The organism is Streptomyces sp. WAC05292, assembly GCF_003949955.1.
Classification (GTDB): domain Bacteria; phylum Actinomycetota; class Actinomycetes; order Streptomycetales; family Streptomycetaceae; genus Streptomyces; species Streptomyces globosus.
In genome coordinates, this window is record NZ_RPSE01000602.1 from 1 (window position 1) to 2,569 (window position 2,569).

Here is a 2,569-nt window from a genome sequence, read left to right on the forward strand (position 1 = left end):
CGTCGCGACAGCCCCGGCCTCTGCGTCATCCCGCCACGCTAGGACCCGGCGCCCTTCCACCCCGACATACCGACCGGTTAGTCTGCCGGACGTCCGGCAGGCCGTGAAAGGTGATCCCGTGAGCATGGGCGTTGCGAGCGCGTACCAGGACCAGCGAGTCGTCGTCACCGGCGCGGGAGGCGGCATCGGCGCCGCCCTCGCCCGCGGGTTCGCCGCCCGCGGCGCGACCGTCGCCGTCAACGACCTCGACGCGGACAGGGCCGCCGCCGTGGCCGCATCGATCGGCGACCGCGCCACCGCCCTGCCCGGCGACGCGTCGGCCGTCGCCGCGGAAGCCCGCGAGGCCCTCGGCGGCGACGTGGACGTCTACTGCGCCAACGCCGGGGTCGCCGCCGGCGGCGACGCCTTCGCCGACGAGGCCGTGTGGGAGACCGCCTGGGACACCAACGTGATGGCCCACGTCCGCGCCGCCCGGCTGCTGCTCCCGCACTGGCTGGAGCGCGGCAGCGGCCGCTTCGTCTCGACCGTCTCGGCCGCCGGTCTCCTCACCATGATCGGAGCGGCCCCGTACAGTGTCACCAAGCACGGTGCGCTCGCCTTCGCGGAGTGGCTCTCGCTGACCTACCGCCACCGCGGCATCCGCGTCCACGCCATCTGCCCGCAAGGGGTCCGCACCGACATGCTCGCCGCCGCCGGCTCGGCGGGCGAGCTCGTCCTCGCGCCGACCGCGATCGAGCCGGACGCGGTCGCGGACGCCCTGTTCGACGGCATGGAGAAGGGCCGGTTCTTGATCCTCCCGCACCCCGAGGTGGCGCAGCACGCCGCCGGACGCGCCGCCGACCCCGACCGCTGGCTGCGCGGCATGAACCGGCTCCAGCGCGAATGGGAGCAGCGGTGACCGCACCCCGCGCCGCCGCCCCGGCCGCCGCGCCGGCCCCGCCGGCGGCCTCCGCGTACGCCTCGCGCCCCTGGGTGCGGCTGCTCAGCCCGGCCCAGCGCGCCCCGCTGGACGCGCCGCCGACCCTGCTGCACGCGTTCCGTACCGCCGCCGGGCGCGCCCCCGGCCGGACGGCGCTGGCCTATTTCGACGGCCGCATCGACTACGCCGCCGCCGACGCGCTCAGCGACTCCCTCGCCGGCCATTTCGCCGCCCGCGGCATCGGCCGCGGCGACCGCGTCGCCGTCGCGCTGCAGAACACCCCGCACTTCGTGCTCGCCGTCCTGGCCGCCTGGAAGGCCGGCGCCGTCGTCGTCCCGGTCAACCCCATGTACAGGGAGGCCGAGGCGCGGCACGTCCTGCGCGATTCCGGCGCCGCCGCCCTGGTGTGCGGGGACCGCGCCTGGGCGGCCGAGCTGTGCGCGGCCGCCGCCGGCACCGCGTCCGCCCGGCGGCCGCGCCGGAGCCGCGTGAACAGGCCCATCGCCTCGTCTCCTTTCCTTCCCGTCCGTCCGTTCAGCCCCGTGCGCCGGCCCGCCGGCTCACGGCGCCGACTCCTGCACCAGATCCGCCACCCGCCGCACGTACGCCTGCCGGTCCGTGTGCTCCAGGTCGAGGATCGAGTCCAGGTCCCAGTGGAGGTGGTAGGCGAGGTACGCGGCCTCCTCCTGGAGCACGTCCGCCGCGTACGTCACGATTCCCCCAGGCGGCTCCCGGCCAGCTCGACCTCGAACGCCCCCTCGCAGTGCGGGCAGGAGACCGCGGCCCGCGTGTGGCCCTCGGCGTTGATCCGCCGGTAGAAGTCCTGGAGGAAGGCCAGGTCGGAGGCGAACATGTTCTCCACCGTCCCGTCGTGGACCACCGCCAGCGTGCCCAGCCGGGTGATCACCCTGCCGAGCAGGACCACCGACAGGTACGCCGGGTTCTCGCGGACCCGGACGTCCCGCAGCGGCAGGAGCTCGTCGCGGGCCGTCGCCAGCCGCATGGCACCGGTGCGGTGCACCGTCCCCGACTCGTCGACGTAGCCGCGCGGCAGCTCGAACTCGAACTCCGTGCGCAGGGGTTCGCGTACGCCGACGGCGCCCCCGCCTGCCTCGGCCGGTGCCGCCGGCGGCGGGGCGCCCTGCGCCGCGAGACCCGGTCCCTGGCGCCGCATTATTCGATGACCAGCTCTTCGAAGGTGATGGTGACCTGCTCGGTGAGCGCCGACGCGGCACCCGCCTTCACCGAGCTGACCTCCACCTTCGAGCACCACGCGTTGCGCAGGTTGTACCGGCGGACCGGGTTCTCCTGGTAGTCCATCATGATGATCGTCGCGTTCTTGCGGGCCGAGCCCATGTCGCCGGAGATCGACGACTTGATCCACTCGGTGAACGCCATGGACTGCGTCGCACCGCGGGTCACCTGGCACTGGCCGGCCTTCTGCACGCCGGGGAGCTTCTTGGTGACGGGCTTGCCGTCCGCGGAGACCTGCTGGTATTCGATGACGTCCTGCTCCATGGACAGGCTGCTGACCTCCTGGAGGAACTCGACCATCACGCCGTCGATCTGGAGGCCGAAATTGTGCGAGGTGAGCGCGTCACCGGGCTGAAGGGACATGGGGAGCTGCTCCTTGTACGAAGGGGGTCGGGG

General features: G+C 73.9%; 4 protein-coding genes. 2 read left to right on the forward strand and 2 right to left on the reverse strand.

Translation table 11 applies throughout. The annotated features are described in order from the left end of the window. Positions 1–124: 124 nt before the first annotated feature. On the forward strand, positions 125–898 hold the full coding sequence (locus EF903_RS31465; RefSeq protein ID WP_125548387.1) for an SDR family oxidoreductase: 774 nt from the start codon (positions 125–127) through the stop codon (positions 896–898). Next, positions 895–1,737, forward strand: a complete 843-nt coding sequence (locus EF903_RS36190; protein WP_399422117.1) for an AMP-binding protein — start codon at positions 895–897, stop codon at positions 1,735–1,737. The genes EF903_RS31465 and EF903_RS36190 overlap by 4 nt, the downstream gene beginning before the upstream one ends. On the opposite strand, the gene EF903_RS31480 is transcribed toward EF903_RS36190, so the two are convergent. After that, on the reverse strand, positions 1,629–2,093 hold the full coding sequence (locus tag EF903_RS31480) for a hypothetical protein (RefSeq protein WP_125548386.1): 465 nt from the start codon (positions 2,091–2,093) through the stop codon (positions 1,629–1,631). The genes EF903_RS36190 and EF903_RS31480 overlap by 109 nt on opposite strands. After that, positions 2,093–2,536: a phage tail protein gene (locus EF903_RS31485; RefSeq protein ID WP_114056186.1), complete on the reverse strand. Its 444-nt coding sequence runs from the start codon at positions 2,534–2,536 to the stop codon at positions 2,093–2,095. Before EF903_RS31485 ends, EF903_RS31480 begins: the two co-directional genes overlap by 1 nt. Positions 2,537–2,569 lie beyond the last annotated feature (33 nt).